Origin of the sequence: Lachnoclostridium sp. An169 (assembly GCF_002160525.1) — a bacterium.
GTDB lineage: Bacteria > Bacillota > Clostridia > Lachnospirales > Lachnospiraceae > Mediterraneibacter > Mediterraneibacter cottocaccae.
In genome coordinates, this window is the sequence record NZ_NFKT01000001.1 from 166,634 (window position 1) to 187,138 (window position 20,505).

Sequence of the window (20,505 nt, forward strand, 5' to 3'; positions counted from 1 at the left end):
TTTTAAATATGATCCGTACACCATGCGGCAGGCTGGGGGAGCAGTGCCGCAGGGCAGTGCGGAAAAACGAAACATGTCCGGGAGGGAAGGGGAGAGCCCGAACGGACAGCAGGAAATGAAAGGAGCTTTTGCATAATGGCAGCAGGAAGAAGAGCGACAGCTTACAGACAGCAGAGAAACGGTGGGAACAGAGGACAGTTTTATGTATATGGGAACACTGTACGCCAGGCGGAGGCTCTGCCGGAGAGAGCGCCGAAGCGCCGGCCGGCACAGGTGGAGAGACCGAAGCGCCAGACAGGGACAAGCCAGCAGGTAAAGAGAAACAGGAACCGCGCCATGACGATCAGTCCGGTATATGCGGGATTTCTTTCAGTGGCGGCTGTCTGTGCGGTTGTGGTCTGTACGATGTACTTGAGCCTCCAGGCAGAGGTGGTAAGCCGTTCGGAGAATATTTCAGCGCTTCAGGAGCAGCTCGCAGAACTGACTGAGGCGAACGACACGGCATACAATGCAGCGGTCAATTCCGTGAATCTGGAGACCGTGCGCAACAGAGCCATGAATGAGATGGGAATGGTTTATGAAGCGCAGGGAACGGTGATTGAGTACGACAGCCCCACCAGTGATTATGTGAAGCAGTACAGCGATATTCCGGAGAGCGGAGTGCTGGCGAAATCTGCGGATGTTTCTGAATAAAACGGGAAAGCCCGGAAAATCAGACAGGTATAATTAAATAATAAGGAATAATGATGACTGGAAGAAAGAAAAAGAGAAACAGATTTGAATTTTTGACAAGGCGGTTTCCGGTCAGAATGCAGCGAAAACTGGTAATGATATTTTTGGCGGTCTTACTGGTTTTTGTTGTTTTAATCGGAAGAATTGCATATATCAATATCGCCCGGGGAGAAGATTATTCGAAAACAGTTCTCGACCAGCAGAACTACGGAAGCCGGGCGATCCCCTACAAAAGAGGGGATATCGTAGACCGGAACGGCACCAGGCTTGCCACCAGCGAGCGCGTGTACAATGTGATCCTGGATGTGGTTGTCCTGACCGAGAAGGAAGCTTATCTTGAGCCCACGAAAGAAGTCCTTCAGGAGTGCTTTGGAATCGATCCGGATACGGTGGACCAGGTGATTGAAAAACGTCCCAACAGCCGGTATGTCATCCTGGAACAGGATGTGGACTATGAAACGGCACAGAAGTTTGAAGCCATTGATGAGGATAATGAGAATTATCCCAATGTGAAGGGCGTGTGGCTGGAGGATGATTACATCCGGACATACCCCTACGGCAGCCTTGCAAGCGACGTGGTGGGATTTACCTACTCCGGAAATGTAGGGGCGATCGGGCTGGAGAGCGCCTACAACAGTGTGCTCAACGGCACGGACGGCAGGGAGTACGGATATTTTGACGATAATGCCACCATGGAGCGCACGGTAAAAGCCGCAAAGAACGGCAGTACCGTTGTTTCTACCATTGACGTTACCCTGCAGAGCATTGTGGAAAAATATATCCGCGAGTTTAACGAGGCCCATGCCGGTGAGGCAAGGGAAGGGGAGCTTGGGAGCAGCAATACGGCTGTGATTATGATGGATCCCAATACGGGAGAGATTCTGGCCGAGGCTTCCTATCCAAATTTTGACCTGAACAATCCGCGGGACCTGTCCCTTCTCTACTCTGAGGAAGAGTGGAATTCCATGGACGAGGAGGCGCAGCTTGACGCCATGAACAACCTGTGGAGAAACTTCTGCGTCAGCGATGCCTACGAGCCTGGTTCCACGTTCAAGCCCTTTACCATTGCGGCGGGACTGGAGACAGGCGCTCTCACGGGAGATGAGACTTATTACTGCTCCGGATCCCTGCACATTGCGGATTATGACATCGGCTGTCATCTGAGATCCGGACACAAATATGAGACCGTGCAGGATGTGCTGGCGAATTCCTGCAATGTAGGTCTGATGGAGATGGCGGAAGCCATCGGAATCGATAATTTTATCCGTTACCAGCATGTATTCGGTTTCGGAGAGTATACGGGAATTGACCTTCCGGCGGAGGCGTCCACATCGGCGCTGCTCTATACGGCGGACCGCATGACGGAGATTGACCTTGCCACCAACTCATTCGGACAGAACTTCAATGTGACAATGACCCAGATGGTTTCAGCGTTCGCCTCCCTGATTAACGGCGGGTACTATTATGAACCCCATGTGGTAAGGCAGATCCAGGATGAGGACGGAAATGTGATTGAGACGAAAGACCCGGTCCTTCTGAGAAAAACAGTTTCCCGGGAGACATCGGATCAGGTGAAACAGTACATGAAAGCGGTACTGGATTACGGAACCGGTCAGAATGCCCAGGTGGAGGGGTACGATATCGGAGGAAAGACGGGAACGGCAGAAAAGCTGCCCCGCGGAAACGGCAACTATCTGATCTCCTTTATCGGATATGCACCTCAGGAGAATCCGGAGATCCTGATCTATGTGCTGATTGATGAGCCGAACGTGGCAAGCCAGAGCAACAGTGCTCTTGTCCTTGAACTGGCGAAAAATATTATGTCAGAGGCTTTCCCCTACCTCGGGATTACGACGATCGCCGAGAGCGGGGAGACGCAGACGGCAGAAGGACAGAATTTCGGGAACACAGAGTATACGGATTACGATGAGAATTATGAGGACACCTACGATAATCCGGACGGAGAATACGTGGATGAATCCTACGACCCGGATCTTGATGACTGGGCGACCGGAGATGCTTCAGAATAAGAGACTTTGTAAGAAAATTCCCCGGCACGGCAGTGATAAGACAGTAAAATAAGAAAAAGATATACGAATAACCCTGCAGAAGATGTAATAAGCTGTAAAAACATCTTTTGCAGGGTATTTATTTCCCATGAAAAACAAAACATATAATAAGAAGAAAATACTTGTGGTATTTCTCTGCGCGGTCGCGGTCATTATCGGGCTGATCGGCAGGCTCGTCTACCTGATGGTTTTTGATGCCGAGTACTACCAGGAACTGGCCCAGGATCTCCATGAGAGGGAGCGGGAGATCAAGGCCGCCAGAGGAGAGATTGTGGACCGCAACGGAGTGGTGCTTGCCACCAACGAGACGGTGTGTACCATATCCGTCATACACAGCCAGGTGGAGGATCCGCAGACCGTGATCCGTATCCTCGCCGAGGAACTGGAGCTGGAGGAGAGCACGGTCAGAAAGAAAGTGGAGAAAGTCTCTTCCATGGAGCGGATCCGGACGAATGTGGACAAAGAGACAGGAGACCGCATCCGCAGTTATGATCTGGCCGGCGTGAAAGTGGACGAAGATTACAAGCGGTACTACCCGTTTGACGAACTGGCGTCAAAGGTACTCGGCTTTACCGGGGCGGATAATCAGGGCATCATCGGCCTGGAAGTAAAATACGAGGATTACCTGAAGGGACAGAACGGAACGATCCTGACAGTGACAGACGCCCGGGGCATTGAACTGGAGGGGGTGGCGGAGGACCGGATCGAACCTGTGGCAGGGGAGACGCTTCAGGTCAGCCTGGACTACAATATTCAGGCGTACTGCGAGCAGGCGGCGCTGAAGGTGCTGGAAGAAAAGCAGGCGCAGAGTGTCTCGATTATTCTGATGAACCCGCAGAACGGCGAGATTTACGCCATGGTAAATGCTCCGGAATTCAACCTGAACGAGCCTTACGAGCTCAATGACGGAACCGATACTTCCGGTCTTTCCGACGAGGAACTCCAGGATGCCCTGAACCGGATGTGGCGCAACGGCTGTATCAACGACACTTATGAGCCGGGATCCACCTTCAAGATTATCACGGCGTCCGCCTGTCTGGAGGAAGGCGTTGTATCTCTGGACGATACATTTGTCTGCCCGGGCTACCGGATTGTCGAGGACCGGAAGATCCGGTGCCATAAAGTGGGAGGACACGGGACGGAGACGTTTGTGGAAGGAATACAGAATTCCTGCAACCCGGTATTTATCGATATCGGACTGCGGCTGGGGGCGGAGCGGTTCTATGACTATTTCAAAAAATTCGGGCTCTTCTCCCTGACCGGCATCGATCTGCCGGGCGAGGCGGGGACGATCATGCACCGGGTGGAAGATATCGGTACGGTGGAACTTGCCACCATGTCTTTCGGACAGTCCTTCCAGGTGACGCCCATCCAGCTTATGACCACTGTAAGTTCGATCATCAACGGGGGCAGGAGAGTTACGCCTCATCTGGGCGTGGCGGTTCTCTCGAAGGAGGGGGATCTGATCGAGGAATTTGACTATGAGGAGGAGAAGAAAATTGTCTCGGAGGAGACCTCGGAGACAATGCGGATGCTTCTCGAGAACGTGGTATCAGAAGGTTCGGGAAAGAATGCGTATATCGAGGGGTATTCCATCGGCGGAAAAACCGCCACCTCCCAGACGCTGCCAAGAAGCGCGAACCGGTATATCTCTTCCTTTATCGGTTTCGCTCCGGCGGAAGATCCGCAGGTGATCGGCATCGTCCTGATCAACGATCCCCAGGGGGTCTACTACGGAGGAACGATCGCTGCGCCGGTCCTGAGAGATATTTACGACAATGTGCTGCCCTATCTCGGGATTGAAAAAAACTAGGTGATGGGTTATACTGTATAGGATGCTGCGGGAGGGGCCTGCCCGGTTTCTCCCGCCGAGACAAAAGAGATGAAGAGGTGTGTTTATGAGCAGTCATGTAGTGATTCCGGTGCTGATTTCCTTTGCGGTCAGTCTGGTGCTGGGACCGGTGGTTATTCCTTTTTTAAGGAAACTGAAAATGAGACAGACAGAGCGTGTGGAAGGAGTTCAGTCGCATCTGAAGAAAGCCGGAACGCCGACCATGGGAGGCATTATCATTCTTGCTTCCGTGATTGTTACTTCGCTGTTTTACGTGAAAGATTACCCGAAGATCATCCCGGTGCTTTTCCTGACCGTGGCATTCGGGCTGATCGGTTTTCTTGACGATTATCTGAAGGTTGTGCTGAAGCGCTCCGACGGACTGATGCCCATGCAGAAGATGGCTCTGCAGATTGTGGTCACAGCCATCTTTGCCTATTATATTGTGGAGGTGGCAGACATTCCGCTGACGCTTTTGATCCCCTTCTCCGGCGGATATTACTGGGATATCGGCTGGCTTGCCGTTCCGGTGCTGTTCTTCGCGGTGATCGGCACGGTCAACGGGACGAACTTTACGGATGGTCTGGACGGGCTGGCTTCCAGTGTCACCGTCCTGGTGGCAACGTTCTTCACTGTGGTTGCAGTGGGGACAAACAGCGGGATCGAGCCGATCACCTGCGCGGTGGTGGGAGCCCTGCTCGGTTTTCTGCTCTTTAATGTCTATCCCGCCAGCGTATTTATGGGGGATACGGGATCCCTTGCCCTTGGCGGCTTTGTGGCCGGGACGGCATATATGATGCAGATGCCGCTTTTTATCATTATTGTGGGATTCATTTATCTCGTGGAGGTGGCTTCGGTCATTATCCAGGTTGCATATTTTAAGAAGACCGGCGGAAAAAGAATCTTTAAGATGGCGCCGATCCATCATCACTTTGAACTCTGCGGATGGTCGGAGACGAGAGTGGTGGCAGTATTCTCGATCATCACGGCACTGCTGTGCCTGATCGCATTAATGGGGGTATAGGACAATGGAGTTAAACGGGAAAAAAGTACTGGTATTCGGTTCGGGAATCAGCGGGGAGGCTGCTGCGCGCCTGCTTCTTGGGGAGGGGGCACAGGTAGTCCTCTACGATGGAAATGACAAGCTGGACCGGAAGGAAATCCTTGGGAAAACCGGTGCTGCAGAGGAAGGCAGAGAGATGCAGGTCATTCTTGGCACGCTGGATGAGGAACATGCCCGGGACATGCTTTCCGGTGTGGAACTGGCGGTTTTAAGTCCCGGGGTTCCCACGGATCTGCCCCTTGTGGAGATGATGAAAGAGATGGGAATCCCGGTGTGGGGCGAGATCGAACTGGCATACACCACAGGGCGGGGAGATGTCCTTGCCATTACGGGAACCAACGGGAAGACCACCACTACCACACTGCTCGGTGAGATTATGAAAAACTATAATGAGAGCACCTTTGTGGTGGGAAATATCGGTAATCCCTATACCAGTATTGTGACGCAGACTACGGATCACTCGGTGATTGTCGCGGAGATGAGCAGTTTCCAGCTGGAGACCATACATAGTTTCCGCCCGAAGGTGAGCGCCATTTTAAATATTACGCCGGACCATCTGAACCGGCACCACACCATGGAGGCGTACATTGCCGCCAAGGAGCGGATCGCGGAAAACCAGACAGAAGAGGATACCTGCGTACTCAATTACGAGGATGAAGTGCTGCGCGTATTTGCGGAAAATGTGAAGGCAGATGTTCTATATTTCAGCAGCCGGCGTAAACTGAAAAGAGGGCTTTATCTGGAAGACGGGGAGATTGTCTGTGATCTGGGAGAGCGGATGGTGCTCTGCCGCACGGATGAACTTAAGATTCTGGGAACCCACAATTATGAGAATGTGATGGCTGCCGCGGCAATGGCTCTCGCTTACGGTGTTCCGGCGGACGTTGTCCGCAGCACGGTGAAGGAGTTCCAGGGAGTTGCCCACAGGATTGAATTCATTGCAGAGAAAAACGGCGTTGCCTATTACAACGATTCCAAGGGAACCAATCCGGATGCTGCAATCCGGGGAATACGCGCCATGAACCGCCCTACGGTCCTGATCGGCGGGGGATATGACAAAGATTCCACCTATGACGAGTGGATTGAAGCTTTCGACGGAAAAGTGAAGAAGCTCGTCCTGCTGGGCGCCACCCGTGATAAGATTGCAGAGTGCGCCAGAAAACACGGATTTACGGAGATAGAGATGGCAGACAGTTTCGAGGAGGCATTTGAGAAATGCGTGGAGTGCGCCTCCCCCGGGGATGCGGTTCTCCTCTCGCCGGCATGCGCAAGCTGGGGTATGTTCAGGAATTACGAAGAACGGGGAGATAAATTCAGAGAACTTGTAAATCAGTTGTAGGGAGTGGATATCTTGGAGCGTTCCGGGAAGAAACGTACATTTGACGACACCCTGTTTGTCGTTGTCCTCATTCTTGTGGGCGTGGGGCTTGTGCTGCTCTACAGTACGAGCGCCTACAACGGCAGGGTGAAATTCCACGATTCGCTTTACTATCTGAAAAAGCAGGGCTTTGCAGCCCTGATCGGGATTACGGGGATGCTTGTCATCGCACGCATCGATTACCATAAATGGGTGCCCTTTGCGATTCCCGGCTATATCACCGCAATCCTGCTCTCGATTGCTGTCATGCTCTTCGGAGACGAATATAACGGGTCCAAAAGATGGCTGTCTTTGGGCCCCTTCTCTTTTCAGCCCTCGGAGTTTGCCAAGGTGGCGGTCATCCTGTTCCTGGCATGTCTGGTAAGCTGGAATGTGAAGCGGATGGGGAGGTTCCGGATGCTTATCCTGACCCTTCTGACGGTTCTGCCCATTGTGGCCCTTGTGGGAGCCAGCAACCTGAGTACGGCAGTCATTATCCTGGGGATCGCCGTGGTGCTGATTTTCGCCGCCAGTCCCAAATATTCGCCCTTTATCTGGATGGGCGGGGCGGGAGTGGCGTTTCTGGGGATCTTTCTCGCCCTGGAGAGCTACCGCCTGGAGAGGATCGCCATCTGGAGGAATCCGGAGAAATACGAGAAGGGTTATCAGACCCTTCAGGGGCTCTATGCCATCGGAAGCGGCGGCCTTTTCGGAAGAGGGCTGGGGAACAGCGTGCAGAAGCTGGGATTTCTCCCCGAGGCCCAGAATGACATGATCTTCTCGATCATCTGCGAGGAACTGGGACTGGTGGGAGCCTCCCTGATTATCCTGCTCTTCCTTATCCTGATCTGGCGCTTCTTCGTGATCGCCACAAAGGCGAAGGATCTTCTCGGGGCGCTGATCGCTGCGGGAGCCATGGCTCATATGATGATTCAGGTGATCTTAAATATCGCCGTGGTTACGAACACCATACCGAATACCGGGATCACCCTGCCCTTCATCAGCTACGGAGGCACATCCATCGTTTTTCTGCTTCTGGAAATGGGGCTTGTCTTAAGTGTGTCCAATCTGATAGAATAGGGCATAAGGAGGAATTGGATGAAGAAAGCAAAGCACAGAAGGAAAAGAATATGGCCGGCAGTGCTCACTGTCCTGGGTGCCATCGTCCTCGCGGGACTGATCGTCGTCTTCGGGTTCCGGACCCGGGACTTCGAGGTGGAGGGAAACAGCTATTACGGCGAGACGTCCATCACCACATGGCTCCAGAAGGATGAACTCTCGGTCAACACGCTGTACATTCTGTTGAAATATAATTTTACGAAACCGGAGCTTCCCGCTGCGGTGGAGAGCATGGACGTATCCCTTAAGAATCCCTGGACCATCCATGTGAAGGTGAAAGAGAAAGAAATGGCCGGATATGTGGACTATGACGGCGCCTACCTCTATTTTGACGGGGAGGGCACCGCGACGGTGAGGACGAGCCAGGTGATCGAGGGCGCACCCTATATTGAGGGTCTGGAGTTTGATGCCTCGAAGGTGGTGATCGGAGAGCGGCTTCCGGTGGAGGATGACAGTATCTTCGGAAAGATTGTGGAAGTGTCCCGCTACCTGAAAAAGTACAGTCTTGCCCCGGACCGGATGTCCTGCGCGGGGGGAGATGTCCAGGTTTACTTCGGAAATGTGGAGGTCCTGCTCGGAAGCGGAAACTACGACGACCGTCTTGCCCAGGTGGAACCGATTCTGGAGAAACTTGCCGAACGGTATCCGGATACGCCGGGAACACTGCACCTGGAGAATTATGACTCGGCGTCAACATCCATACGCTTTGTGCCTTCTGCATAAACAGTATAAAAAATTCAGAAAAATAAGAAAAAATCTATTGATTATTTGCCAAAAAGACTTTATTATATACTTATTGAATTATAGCGTTCAATCTTAATAAGGGATGTATAAGAAATTAATAGGACGACAAAGGAGGAAATACTCTTGTTAGAAATTAAAACCAACGAATCGGAAGCAGCCGCTAGAATAATCGTTGTCGGGGTAGGCGGAGGCGGAAACAACGCCGTGAACCGCATGATCGACGAGCAGATTGCGGGTGTGGAATTTATCGCAGTGAATACAGATAAGCAGGCACTGCAGCTTTGCAAGGCGCCGACACTGATGCAGATCGGCGAGAAACTCACAAAGGGACTGGGCGCAGGCGCGCAGCCGGAAGTGGGAGAGAAAGCGGCAGAGGAGAGTTCAGAAGAGATTTCGGCAGCGCTCAAAGGTGCGGACATGGTGTTCGTTACCTGTGGTATGGGCGGCGGTACAGGAACCGGTGCGGCTCCGGTTATCGCCCGGATCGCAAAAGAGCAGGGCGCTCTTACCGTCGGAGTTGTGACAAAGCCGTTCCGTTTTGAATCCAAGACGAGAATGCAGAACGCTCTGGCCGGAATTGACAAGCTGAAAGAAAATGTGGATACGATCATCGTCATCCCGAATGACAAGCTGTTGGAGGTTGTGGACAGACGCACAACCATGCCGGAGGCCCTCAAGAAAGCGGATGAAGTGCTTCAGCAGGGTATCCAGGGTATTACGGACCTGATCAATGTTCCGTCCCTGATCAACCTGGATTTCGCAGATATCCAGACCGTTATGAAGGACAAGGGTATTGCCCATATCGGAATCGGTTCCGGGCGCGGAGACGACAAGGCTCTCGAGGCGACAAAGGAAGCCGTTGCCAGCCCGCTGCTTGAGACAACTATCCAGGGCGCATCCAACGTCATTGTCAATGTATCCGGTGATATCACCCTTATGGATGCATCGGATGCGGCAGATTATGTACAGGAACTGGCAGGAGAGAATGCAAGCATTATCTTCGGTGCCATGTATGATGATACGAAGTCTGACGAATGTACAATCACAGTTATCGCTACAGGCTTACATAATGTAGGCGGAAGCGCGTCGAAGCTGAAGGCGAGACTGGAAGGCCAGCAGAAACCGGGATCCATTCTTCCGCAGGGAGATTCTCCGGTGAGGAACCGCCTTGACAGCGAGAGAAAGACAGGCACGGCGGCGAGACCGCAGGGAGGCACGATGCCGACACTGCAGCCGAGAACTCCGTCCAGCCATGTGAAAGAACAGCAGATCAAGATTCCGGATTTCTTCAAGAAATAAAGCGGATCTGAGACTTTTATAAGAATACGGAAAGAAGAATGCAGGGCTCCTGCAGACGGGAAATATCAGTTTCCCTGTCTGCGGGGGCCCGTTTTTGTGCGCTTCAGAACCGGTTTCGCCGCTTCGAAACGTTGTTTTTCGGCGGAATATAATGTCGAAATATATTTCTTTTTATCTCCCATCATCTGACAAATTCCATTCTGTTCCCGGACTATAATAAACCACGTACCGATACAAAGGAGAAAGAAGGTGAGTCATGTATTATGAACTATACATAGATTTGTTTTTCCTTGAAAACTTTATGATGGACAGTCTGATCCTTCTTGCGGTAAACCGTATTATGAAATGCGGGGCAGGGTTCGGGCGTGTCCTTCTGGGCGGAGCGTCCGCAAGTGCGCTGACCTGTCTCGTAACAGCCGTGCCGTTTCCGGCAGTCATAAAACTGTTTCTCTTCCATATTGTCATCAGCGGATTCATGCTGGCAGCAGGACTGGGGATCCGAAATACCGGACAGTTTGTGAAGGCGTTTGTCCTTCTCTGGTTTTCTGCGGTCTGCATGGGAGGAATGATGCAGATCCTGCGGCCGCATATGAGATACATGAGTGTTTTTTATGCGGCAGCGGTGATCAGCTGGTTTGCTTTTACACGGCTGTGGAGGGCGGCGGTCTGTATACGTCGCCGGGAAGAGACGGTACTGGAAGTGGAACTCTATACCCGGACGAGAACAATCAGGGCGAAAGCTCTGTGGGATACGGGGAACCGGCTTGTGGACGGACTTACGGGAAGTCCGGTAAATGTACTGGACCCGGCGTTTGCCAGGGAGGCATTTGAGCCGGAAGAGAGGAAAAGAGGAATCCGCTATATTCCGTTCCGGTGTGTGGGCGGAGAGAGCGCGATGCAGATCTTCCGTGTCGAAAAGATGTGTATTCACATGGAGGGGGAGTATTGGATCATGAATCCGGTGTTGGGGATCAGCGGGGAGTCGTTCTCCTGTGAGGGGGAATATCAGATGATCCTGAGTCCGGGTGTGCTTGATCAGTAGTAGAAAATCAGACCAGGAGGAAGACAAAAATGTTTGTAAAAGTAGCAGTAGGGCAGCAGTTCAGACTGCGTGTCATGCCGGATATCAAAAGTCTCATATTCGGCGGAGGAAAAGAGGTCCACTATATCGGAGGGACCGAGGTGCTGCCTCCGCCGCTGGAGGGGAGCCGGGAGACGGAGATGATCCGGAAACTCGGGACGGAGTGTGACGAGGAGGCTAAGAAAACGCTTATCGAGCACAATCTCCGCCTTGTGGTGTATATTGCCAAGAAGTTTGACAATACAGGAGTGGGGGTGGAGGACCTGATTTCCATTGGGACAATCGGTCTGATCAAATCCATCAACACCTTTAATCCGAATAAAAAAATCAAGCTTGCCACCTATGCGTCCCGGTGCATTGAAAATGAGATTCTGATGTACCTGCGCCGCAACAGCAAGACGAAAATGGAAGTTTCCATAGACGAGCCCCTCAATGTGGACTGGGACGGCAACGAACTGCTCCTGTCGGATATCCTCGGGACAGAGGAGGATACCATATACAGGGATCTTGAGAACGAGGCGGAGCGCAGGCTCCTCATCAAGGCGCTGGGAAAGCTCTCCGGCAGGGAAAAACTGATCGTACGGATGCGGTTCGGACTGGACGACCCGGAAGGGAAGGAGAAGACACAGAAGGAAGTGGCAGACCTTCTGGGGATTTCACAGTCCTACATATCCAGGCTGGAGAAGAAGATCATGCAGCGCCTGAAGCGCGAGATGGTCAGATATGAATAAGTTAAGAGCTTTTTAAATGTCCGCCGGGGGACCGGCTCGGCCGCCCTGTATTGCCACGAAGGTCCGTAGAGGCAATACAGGGCGGTTCAGCCTGGTCGGCGGCAGGCATATGAAAAAGCTGCCTGCGCCTTACTCTCCCAGGAGGTACTGGCGCATGGTTTTCAGGGCGTTTTTCTCCAGGCGGCTTACCTGGGCCTGGGAGATGCCGATCTGATCTGCCACTTCCATCTGGGTCTTGCCCTCGAAAAAGCGGAGGGTTATGATATAGCGCTCCCGTTCGTTGAGCCGTTCCATGGCAGCTTCCAGGGAGAGTTCTTCCACCCAGTTTTCTTCTTTGTTCTTTTTGTCGCTTACCTGATCCATCACATAGAGCGTATCCCCTCCGTCATTGTAAACCGGTTCGTGCAGGCTCATGGGCGCCTGGATCGCATCCAGGGCAAAGACTACATCTTCCTTGGCGATGCCGATCTCATCGGCGATCTCCTGGACGGTGGGTTCCTTCATATACTGGCGGATATAACCTTCCCGGGCATAGATCGCCTTGTAGGCGGTGTCCCGCAGGGAACGGCTTACCCGGATGGAGCTGTTGTCCCGCAGATATCTCCGGATCTCTCCGATGATCATAGGGACGGCATATGTGGAGAAGCGGACCATCCGGTTCGGATCGAAATGGTCCACTGCCTTCATCAGCCCGACACACCCGATCTGAAACAGATCGTCCGCATTTTCACTGCTTCCCTCAAAGCGGCGGATCACGCTTAAGACAAGCCTTAAGTTCCCTTTGATATATTTCTCACGCGCTTCTTCGTCCCCGGCCTTGATCCGGGAGAAGAGCTCTTCTTTCTCCTCTTCTTTGAGCAGGGGAAGCTTCGATGTATTTACCCCGCACAGTTCAACCTTGTTCATCGTCATTGCAAGAATCCTCCTAAGCCATTTTCTACTTAGAATGATTCTCACTCCGGAACGAAGATATTCGGAACCGCCGGAAATTTTATAAACTTTTAGACCTTGACAAAACGGGCTGCCTGCAGGGAAACTCCGCGTCAGGCATCCGGGCTGCCGGCTGGTCAGTCATCCCACTTGTCGGCCAGGTTGTTGATCTGGCTTTCGAATTTCGCCTTGTCTTTGTTGGACAGTCCCTCGTGGCTGTAGATTACTTCAAGCAGCCGTTTTCCTGCCGCCACAAGACGGTCGAAAGCGGTATCCGCCTTTCTCTGTGCCGCCTTCTTCGCCTTTACCGGGATCCGCACGCCCTCGGCCGTGATCTCGTTTGTGATCAGGTCCGCCTCGCACTGGGGATAAGGCGCCCAGGTCTGATAGCCGAATTTCTCGGTTATGGTGCGGGCGAATTCTTCCGTCACCTCATCTTCCCCGTGGACGACAAAGACCCGGGAGATGGGAGAGTGGAATGCTCCGATCCACTGGAGGAGTCCGTTCATGTCCGCGTGTCCGCTGACCCCGTGGAGGCTCTCGATTCTGGCGTGTACCTCAATGGGTTCGCCGAACAGTTTTACATTTTTTTCTCCCTCAAGAAGCCTTCGCCCGAGGGTTCCGGCAGCCTGGTACCCGACGAAGAGAATGGTACATTCCGGCCGCCACAGATTGTGCTTCAGATGATGGCGGATCCGGCCTGCATCGCACATGCCGGAGGCGGAGATGATGACCTTGGGTTTCTCGATAAAATTGATCATCTTCGAGTCATCGCTTGTGGTTGATGTGTGGAGTCCGGGAAATACGAGGGGATTGATCCCTGCCCGGACCAGTTCCATGGCCTCCTCGTCAAAACAGTCCCGCATGTTCAGGCTGAACACCTTTGTCGCCTCGATGGCAAGAGGGCTGTCGAGATATACGTCGAAATCCGGATATTCCGGAAGCAGGTTCTTCTCCTTGATCTCCCGGATGAAGTAGAGCATCTCCTGGGTTCTGCCCACCGCAAAGGAGGGAATGACAACGTTGCCTCCCCGTTGGAATGTCTCTTTCAGAATCCGGGTGAATTCTCCGATGTAATCCGGTTTTTCCGCGGTGTGGATCCGGTTTCCGTAAGTGGATTCCACGACCACGTAGTCGGCGGATGTGGTGTAGGCGGGATCTTTTATGATGGGCTGGTCCGTGTTGCCCACATCGCCGGAGAAGACGATCTTTTTCGTCACGCCGTCCTCTGTCGCCCACACTTCAATGCTGGCGGATCCCAGCAGGTGCCCCACGTCTGTAAAGCGGATCTGGATGCCGTCGCAGATGGAGATTCTCTCACCGTACTGGCAGGGGACAAGGAGCTCGATGGCGTCCAGGGCATCCTGCATGGTATAGACCGGTTCGTATTCCGGCTTCCCGGCACGTTTTCCCTTGCGGTTGCGCCACTCTGCCTCGAATTCCTGGATGTGGGCGCTGTCGCGGAGCATGATGTTGCACAGGTCCACAGTGGCGAAGGTGGCGAAGATGTGCCCCCGGAATCCCCTTTTTGCCAGCCTGGGCAGCATGCCGGAGTGATCGATGTGTGCGTGAGTCAGAAAGACGAAATCAACGTCCTTTTCCGGGATGGGAAGACCGGGATTCTCGTACAGGTCCGGCCCCTGTTCCATCCCGCAGTCTATGAGGATGTTCTTTCCCGCTGCCCGGAGATAGTGGCAGCTACCCGTAACTTCGTGGGCTGCTCCGATAAACGTAAGTTTCATTAGTCAATCAACCCCTTTTTTCTTTTTTCTATATTGTAACATTTCCGGAGAAAATATACATCTTTTTTGTGCAGAATTCCCATACTTTTTCGGGCGGGAAGGGATTGAAATTTATACGGTATCATACTATGATAAAGGGGAAATCATTCTGCCGTGCAACAGGCGGGGCAAAAAAACAAGAGAGTAGGGAGGAAACCATGTATAGAGCATGCATATTTGACCTGGATGGAACTTTGACGAATACACTGGATTCTCTGACTTATTCCGTGAATGCAGCGATGCGGGAACTGGGAATGCCCGAGATTACAAGGGAGCAGTGCAGACTGTTTGTCGGAAACGGATCGAGAGTTCTTCTCGAGAAGACGCTTGCGGCGGGAGGAGATGAAAAGCTCGAGAAGCTGCCCGCTGCGATGGAGGCTTACGGAAGGATTTTCGACGAGAACTGCACGTACCGGGTGACTCCTTATGAGGGAGTGCCGCAGATGATTGAGGAGCTCAAGCTTAAGGGACTCAGGCTTGCGGTCCTGTCCAACAAGCCGGACAGGCAGGCGGTACATGTGGTGGAGGAGATTTTCGGGAAAGGGAAGTTTGACCTGATCCGCGGACAGCGGGAGGGCGTGCCGAGAAAACCGGATCCGACGGCTGCGCTCGCCATAGCGTCGGCGCTGGGTGTTACCCCCGGGGAGACCCTCTATATCGGGGATTCCGAGGTGGATGCGGCCACCGGGAAAGCGGCGGGCATGCGGACCGTGCTCGTGTCCTGGGGATTCCGCAGCATGGACGTCTTAAAGGCGGCAGGAGTGAAAGATATTGTGGATTCTGCCCGCGATATCGTGCGGATCGCAGAAGGCGAAAAAGAATGACAGGAGGGAAAGTATGGGAGATTACAGTGAGGAATGTCTGCTTACATTTCTGAAGAACCAGAAAAAACTTTTCGATGAGCCCGTTGCCGGGACGATGGAGGAGGCAGAGGCGTTTCTGGAGGACTGCATGGCAGCCGTTGTGGAATCGATCGAGGAAGTCAGAGAGTATTTCGAGGAGAGCGGAGCCGATGTGGACGGGATGAGCGACGAGGAGCTTGAGGACGCATCTGAGGTGTTCGCCCTTCCGGACGGGACTTATCTGATAGTGGAAGGATAGCAGAAAAAAGCCGCAGTTTCAGTTGACTGTGGCTTTTTCTACGGCTTCCTTTACCGCGTCCAGTATAAGCTGGGACGTATATGGAGTGTCCTGCGGCAGAACAACATCGTCCAGAGACTGGGTCTGGCAGACCTGGTCGGCAATCTCTTCAATTGCGGGCTGGATCAGCGGGAACATGGCGGTTACGGTTTCATCCAGATTGGAGAAGCGGATGGAGTTGATTCGGGATTCATCTACGGATACTTCGACCTCCAGATTCCTGTTTCCCAGCGTGATGGCGGATGTGTAGATGCCGGGGGTGTACTGCCGGCCGCCCGCAGCGCTGCCGTCATCTTCCCTGCGTCCGAACATGACGACGAGGAGAACGATGAGGAGTATGCCAAGAGCAGCGAAAATGGCTGTATAAATGATCTCCTTCATGTGCAGGACGATGATCTTTGTTCTGGAACCCATAGAGATACCTCCCAATACATTCGGCTGCCGGAAAATGCCCGGTCAGCTCTTTTTTTATTAATTGTATGACCGGGAAAGAAAAAATATTCACGTCTTTTGCGTGACAAACCCTGCGCCATGCGGTACAATAGACAGCGGCGCCGGGAGCGGGAAACCGTTTTCACCCGGCAAAGACGGGAAAGGAAAGATGAAACATGTTTATCATAGCAGGGCTTGGAAACCCTACAAAGGAGTATGAAGGCACGAGGCACAATGTGGGCTTCGAGGTCATAGACAGGATTGCGGAAAAATATAATATATCTGTGGACACAAAGAAGCACCGCGCACTGCTGGGGAAGGGGATTATCTCCGGCCGGAAGGTTATTCTTGCAAAACCGCAGACTTATATGAACTTAAGCGGTGAGAGCATCCGCAGTCTTATCGACTACTATAAAGCAGATGAAGAGCATGAGCTTCTCGTGATCTACGACGATATCAGCCTGGATGTGGGGCAGTTGCGGATCCGGGCAAAGGGAAGCGCAGGCGGACACAACGGGATCAAGAATATCATCGCCTGCCTCGGGACCCAGGTGTTCCCGAGGATCAAGATCGGGGTGGGCGAGAAGCCCCGCGGATATGATCTGGCGGACTATGTTCTCGGACATTTTTCGAAGGCAGAGCAGGAGAAGATGGAAGAAGGATACCGGGAGGCAGTTCAGGCGGCGGAGATGATCGTCTCCGGGGAACTTGAGGCCGCCATGAACGAGTACAACCGCAGAAAGAAAGAATAGAGAAATCAGAAAGAAAGCCCCCGGCGGGCAAAAGAAGGGAAGAAAAGAGTCATGCAGGCGTTACTGGCTCCGCTTACGGAACTTGCGGACTATCAGGAGATTTTAAGAGACAGAGGAAAAGAGAACGGATTTATTCAGATTGCAGGGTGCGTCAATTCCCAGAAGACCCATCTGATGTATGCACTGGGCGATGGCTGTGAATACAGAGTCATCGCTTTTTCCAGTGAGGAAAAGGCAAAGAAGGCCTTTGAGGAATACCGTTTCCTCACCGAGGATGTGTGGCTTTATCCGGCGAGAGATCTGCTGTTTTATCATGCGGATATCAAAGGGAAAGTGCTCACCGGGCAGAGGATGGAAGTCCTGCGGGTACTGACAGAGCAGAGGGAGGAATCCTCTGTGACGGTGATTACCACCATGGATGCCTTCCTGGACGGTCTGCCTTCTCCGGAAGAGTTGAAGCGGGCGCGCACGGTGCTCGCTCCCGGGGATGCCCTGGATTTCTCTGAATTCCAGAGCTATCTCGTCTCTGTAGGGTATGAGCGGGAGCCGCAGATCGAGGGACCCGGGCAGTTTGCAGTCCGGGGCGGGATTCTGGATGTGTTCCCCCTCACGGAAGAGCTTCCGGTGCGCATTGAGATGTGGGGGGACGAGATTGATTCCATCCGCAGTTTTGATGTGGACAGCCAGCGGTCCGTGGAGAACCTGGATTCGGTGAGTATCTATCCGGCCTCGGAAAACTGGGATGACACGATGAAAACGGTCTCCTTTCTGGAATATTTCCCCCGGGAAAAGAGTCTTCTCTTTCTGGATGAACCCCCGCGGCTTCAGGAGTCGTCCCAGGTGGTGGAGGAAGAGTTCTTCCACAGCCGTGAGAGCCGCGCCCTGGCGGGAGTGGAAGAAGAGGAGGAGGGAAAAGTGCCGGTCGTCTACGAGACGAAGGGTGTCATCGAGAAGATGAACCGGTACAGCGGGTTTGCATTTACCACCCTGGAGTCAAAATGCGGACTGTTCCGGATCCGCAGGACTTACAGTATCCAGGCAAAAAGCGTGAACCCATACAATAACAGCTTTGAACTTCTGACTAGGGATCTGAAGAGACTGAAGCGCAGCGGTTACCGCACAGTTCTCCTTTCCGGATCCAGAACAAGGGCAAAGCGTCTGGCGGAGGATCTCCGGGATTATGACCTGAGCAGCTTTTACAGCGAGGACATGGAACGGCGGGTGAGCCCGGGGGAGATCATGGTCACATACGGACATGTTTCGGAAGGGTACGAGTATCCGATGCTGAAATTCGTGGTGATCTCCGAGTCGGATATTTTCGGGAGAAAAAAGAAGAAAAAGCACAGGAAGAAGTACGAAGGCCAGAAGATTCAGGATTTCGCGGAGTTAAAGCCCGGAGATTACGTGGTTCATGAGAATCACGGAATCGGTATCTACCAGGGGATCGAGAAGATCGAAGTGGACAAAGTGACCAAAGATTATATGAAGATCTCCTATGCGGACAACGGTGTTCTCTATATCCCCGCCGCACAGATGAACCTGATCCAGAAATATGCCGGCGCGGACGCGAAAAAGCCGAGGATCAACAAGCTTGGAACTGCCCAGTGGGGGAAGACAAGAAACCAGGTGAAAAAGGCGGTTCAGGCGGTGGCGGAAGATCTGGTGAAGCTCTATGCCGTCCGCCAGAAATCCCAGGGCTATGTGTACGGGCCGGACACGGTGTGGCAGAAGGAATTCGAGGAGATGTTCCCCTTTGAGGAGACGGAAGACCAGATTCAGGCCATCGAGGATACCAAGCATGACATGGAGAGCACGAAGATCATGGACCGTCTGATCTGCGGCGATGTGGGATACGGGAAGACGGAGATTGCCATCCGCGCGGCATTCAAGGCCGTGCAGGAGGGAAAGCAGGTGGTCTATCTGGTGCCCACCACCATCCTTGCCCAGCAGCACTACAATACGTTTGTACAGCGTCTCAAGGACTTTCCGGTGAGAATCGATCTGCTCTGCCGGTTCCGGACCGCTGCGGAACAGAAAAAGACCGTGGAGGATCTGAAGAAGGGGCTGGTCGATATTGTCATCGGAACCCACCGGGTTCTGTCAAAGGACGTGGGGTATAAGGACCTCGGGCTTCTGATCATTGATGAGGAACAGCGGTTCGGCGTGACCCATAAAGAGAAGATCAAAAAGCTCAGGGAGAATATCGACGTCCTCACCCTTACCGCCACCCCGATTCCCAGGACGCTTCATATGAGCCTGATCGGAATCCGGGATATGAGCGTTCTCGAGGAGGCGCCCATGGACCGGATGCCCATCCAGACGTATGTGATGGAATACAATGACGAGATGGTGCGGGAGGCCATCGAGAGGGAGCTGTCCCGTGACGGCCAGGTGTACTATGTGTACAACCGGGTCGGAGACATCGCAGATGTGGCGGAGCGGATACAGAAGCTGGTGCCGGAGGCGAATGTCTCCTTTGCCCACGGGCAGATGAATGAGCGGCAGCTTGAGGATATCATGTATGACTTCATCAACGGGGATATTGATGTCCTGGTCTCCACGACGATTATCGAGACCGGTCTGGATATTTCCAATGCCAATACCATGATCATCCAGGACGCGGACCGCTTCGGACTCTCCCAGCTCTATCAGCTCCGGGGAAGAGTAGGGCGTTCCAACCGGATGGCGTACGCCTTCCTTCTGTACCGCAGGGATAAGCTCTTAAAGGAAGTGGCGGAGAAGCGTCTCGCCGCTATCCGGGAATTTACCGATCTGGGTTCGGGCATCAAGATCGCCATGCGGGATCTTGAGATCCGGGGCGCGGGCAATCTTCTCGGGGAGGCCCAGAGCGGCCATATGGAGGCGGTGGGATACGATCTGTACTGCAAGATGTTAAACGAGGCGGTGCGCCGCTTAAAAGGCGGGGAAGAGGAGGAGATCTACTCCACCACCCTGGACATCAATGTGGATGCATACATTCCGGAGTCCTACATCAGAAACGAATACCAGAAGCTGGATGTCTATAAACGGATCGCTGCAATTGAGAGCGAGGAGGAGATCGATGACATGACGGAAGAGCTCATCGACCGCTTCGGGGACATCCCCAGGAAAGTGCAGCAGCTGCTTCATATTGCGGCGCTGAAGAATCTGGCTCACAGCGCCTATGTGACGGCGGTTGAGCAGAAAGGGGAGGACTTCCGTTTTACCATGTACGAGCGGGCGAAGATCGATCCTTCCAGGATTCAGCCTCTTGTGCAGGCATATGCGGGGAAACTTGTATTTAAGGCGGAGGAGCCTCCGTATTTCCTCTATCAGAAACGAAACCGGGCGGTGAAAGAGACCGGGGAGGACATCCTCCGGCTGCTGCGGAAGATTCTGGAGGATATCCGGGGACTGCGTCTGGAAGGATGACAGGATGAAGATTTTGTGTTTTCTACTTGTTAG

Annotated in this window: 17 protein-coding genes; 14 read left to right on the top strand and 3 right to left on the bottom strand. The window is 53.1% G+C overall.

Features of this window, described 5'->3' with window-relative positions; all coding sequences use genetic code 11:
- The first annotated feature begins 135 nt into the window (after nucleotides 1-135).
- The 10 genes from B5F07_RS00770 (at nucleotide 136) to sigE (ending at nucleotide 12,026) form a co-directional block, all read left to right on the top strand.
- Nucleotides 136-693, top strand: coding sequence for a hypothetical protein (locus B5F07_RS00770; RefSeq protein WP_087159367.1), 558 nt, complete (start codon nucleotides 136-138; stop codon nucleotides 691-693).
- 53 nt (nucleotides 694-746) lie between these two features.
- Entirely contained in the window at nucleotides 747-2,762 is a 2,016-nt protein-coding gene (locus B5F07_RS00775; protein WP_087159368.1) for a peptidoglycan D,D-transpeptidase FtsI family protein, read from the top strand.
- A gap of 127 nt (nucleotides 2,763-2,889) precedes the next feature.
- Entirely contained in the window at nucleotides 2,890-4,614 is a 1,725-nt protein-coding gene (locus B5F07_RS00780) for a peptidoglycan D,D-transpeptidase FtsI family protein (protein ID WP_087159369.1), read from the top strand.
- An 85-nt stretch (nucleotides 4,615-4,699) separates the two neighbouring features.
- The gene (gene mraY, locus B5F07_RS00785; RefSeq protein WP_087159370.1) at nucleotides 4,700-5,656 is read left to right on the top strand and encodes a phospho-N-acetylmuramoyl-pentapeptide-transferase; all 957 of its coding nucleotides are present in this window, start codon (nucleotides 4,700-4,702) and stop codon (nucleotides 5,654-5,656) included.
- 4 nt (nucleotides 5,657-5,660) lie between these two features.
- A complete protein-coding gene (gene murD / locus B5F07_RS00790) occupies nucleotides 5,661-7,034 on the top strand; it encodes a UDP-N-acetylmuramoyl-L-alanine--D-glutamate ligase (protein WP_087159371.1) in 1,374 nt (457 codons plus the stop codon).
- Between the two features lie 12 nt (nucleotides 7,035-7,046).
- Nucleotides 7,047-8,132 (top strand): FtsW/RodA/SpoVE family cell cycle protein, encoded by a 1,086-nt coding sequence (locus B5F07_RS00795; RefSeq protein ID WP_087159533.1) that lies wholly within the window; start codon nucleotides 7,047-7,049, stop codon nucleotides 8,130-8,132.
- 18 nt (nucleotides 8,133-8,150) lie between these two features.
- Nucleotides 8,151-8,894, top strand: a complete 744-nt coding sequence (locus tag B5F07_RS00800; RefSeq protein WP_087159372.1) for a cell division protein FtsQ/DivIB — start codon at nucleotides 8,151-8,153, stop codon at nucleotides 8,892-8,894.
- 144 nt (nucleotides 8,895-9,038) lie between these two features.
- Nucleotides 9,039-10,214, top strand: coding sequence for a cell division protein FtsZ (gene ftsZ / locus B5F07_RS00805; protein WP_087159373.1), 1,176 nt, complete (start codon nucleotides 9,039-9,041; stop codon nucleotides 10,212-10,214).
- Between the two features lie 256 nt (nucleotides 10,215-10,470).
- Entirely contained in the window at nucleotides 10,471-11,256 is a 786-nt protein-coding gene (locus B5F07_RS00810; RefSeq protein WP_087159374.1) for a sigma-E processing peptidase SpoIIGA, read from the top strand.
- 29 nt (nucleotides 11,257-11,285) lie between these two features.
- Nucleotides 11,286-12,026, top strand: coding sequence for an RNA polymerase sporulation sigma factor SigE (sigE, locus tag B5F07_RS00815; RefSeq protein WP_087159375.1), 741 nt, complete (start codon nucleotides 11,286-11,288; stop codon nucleotides 12,024-12,026).
- Between the two features lie 129 nt (nucleotides 12,027-12,155).
- Here sigE and sigG read toward each other — a convergent pair whose 3' ends face one another.
- Complete coding sequence (sigG, locus tag B5F07_RS00820) at nucleotides 12,156-12,938, bottom strand: RNA polymerase sporulation sigma factor SigG (protein WP_087159376.1); 783 nt, start codon at nucleotides 12,936-12,938, stop codon at nucleotides 12,156-12,158.
- 155 nt (nucleotides 12,939-13,093) lie between these two features.
- Nucleotides 13,094-14,698 carry an MBL fold metallo-hydrolase RNA specificity domain-containing protein gene (locus B5F07_RS00825; protein WP_087159377.1) on the bottom strand — a complete coding sequence of 535 codons (1,605 nt, stop codon included), beginning with the start codon at nucleotides 14,696-14,698 and terminating at the stop codon, nucleotides 13,094-13,096.
- A 197-nt stretch (nucleotides 14,699-14,895) separates the two neighbouring features.
- Here B5F07_RS00825 and B5F07_RS00830 point away from each other — a divergent pair, with 197 nt between their 5' ends.
- Both B5F07_RS00830 and B5F07_RS00835 read left to right on the top strand, forming a co-directional pair.
- The gene (locus tag B5F07_RS00830) at nucleotides 14,896-15,561 is read left to right on the top strand and encodes an HAD family hydrolase (RefSeq protein ID WP_087159378.1); all 666 of its coding nucleotides are present in this window, start codon (nucleotides 14,896-14,898) and stop codon (nucleotides 15,559-15,561) included.
- A 13-nt stretch (nucleotides 15,562-15,574) separates the two neighbouring features.
- Nucleotides 15,575-15,838 carry a glyoxalase gene (locus tag B5F07_RS00835; protein WP_087159379.1) on the top strand — a complete coding sequence of 88 codons (264 nt, stop codon included), beginning with the start codon at nucleotides 15,575-15,577 and terminating at the stop codon, nucleotides 15,836-15,838.
- 18 nt (nucleotides 15,839-15,856) lie between these two features.
- Here the strand turns inward: B5F07_RS00835 and B5F07_RS00840 are convergent, their stop codons facing one another.
- A complete protein-coding gene (locus tag B5F07_RS00840; RefSeq protein ID WP_087159380.1) occupies nucleotides 15,857-16,291 on the bottom strand; it encodes an FMN-binding protein in 435 nt (144 codons plus the stop codon).
- A gap of 194 nt (nucleotides 16,292-16,485) precedes the next feature.
- On the opposite strand from B5F07_RS00840, the gene pth reads away from it, so the two are divergent.
- Complete coding sequence (gene pth / locus B5F07_RS00845) at nucleotides 16,486-17,061, top strand: aminoacyl-tRNA hydrolase (protein ID WP_087159381.1); 576 nt, start codon at nucleotides 16,486-16,488, stop codon at nucleotides 17,059-17,061.
- A 51-nt stretch (nucleotides 17,062-17,112) separates the two neighbouring features.
- Nucleotides 17,113-20,472, top strand: coding sequence for a transcription-repair coupling factor (gene mfd, locus B5F07_RS00850; protein ID WP_087159382.1), 3,360 nt, complete (start codon nucleotides 17,113-17,115; stop codon nucleotides 20,470-20,472).
- Nucleotides 20,473-20,505 lie beyond the last annotated feature (33 nt).